This is a genomic window from Globicatella sanguinis NBRC 15551 (assembly GCF_001552295.1).
Lineage (GTDB): Bacteria > Bacillota > Bacilli > Lactobacillales > Aerococcaceae > Globicatella > Globicatella sanguinis.
Window position 1 is genome coordinate 1 of record NZ_BCQX01000239.1, and the last position, 793, is coordinate 793.

The window sequence follows — 793 nt, forward strand, 5'->3', positions numbered from 1 at the left end:
CGAACAATAAACTTGACTAAATTTAACAAGTTTATGCCCAACGTCTATTATCGCTCAAATATTTTTATAAGGTATAAAATCAATATTTAGTTTAAAAGATAGTTACTACTTTCTTTACATTTTTGATGGCTTTGTCGTCCTCATATTTGGTAATGTCTTAGCCCTTCGTAATACTATCTGGTGCAAAAATTTATTTCCAGTAAGCAATTCTACGATTTCCTTCTTACTTAGTCTAATATTATTAACTGACTGTTATTTAAGTTAATTTCATCAAATTAATTCACAAAATTCAAGTAAAACTCAATTTTTATACTGACTTTTTATGACAATGATTATGATAGTGCTTTAACCCATACTAAACAGGGATTATGTTCATCCCATAATGTCGGAAAGACTTCTAATTTTTTAAAGCCACAACAACGATAAAATTGGTTCGTTGCATCATTCTGCTGATAATGACCTTCATCTACTGTTTTAACTTGAATTAAGTGATAGCGACCGGTCATTAATTTTTCAGCTGCTTTCATAAGTTGTTTACCTATTCCTTTTCGATGATAGGATGGTAAAACTCCCAAACAGACAATTTCAACACAATCTACACTAGTATTTGATAGTGTTACAAATCCAACAGGTTCATTCTCATCAAAAGCGACAAGACACTCACTTGTTTTAGCATCATCCATATACCATTGAGTAGCTTCTTCAATTCCAAACCATTCAGGTAACTCTTGCAAAATATTTTTAACTATTTGCGATTTTTCTAACGATTCATTTATTTCCTTAATTATTACTG

The 793-nt window shown here is 30.4% G+C and carries 1 protein-coding gene; it reads right to left on the reverse strand.

The features are described from left to right. Positions 1-332: 332 nt before the first annotated feature. A partial coding sequence (locus tag GSA01S_RS10350) for a GNAT family N-acetyltransferase (protein ID WP_306306909.1) occupies positions 333-793 on the reverse strand: 461 nt, incomplete at its 5' end.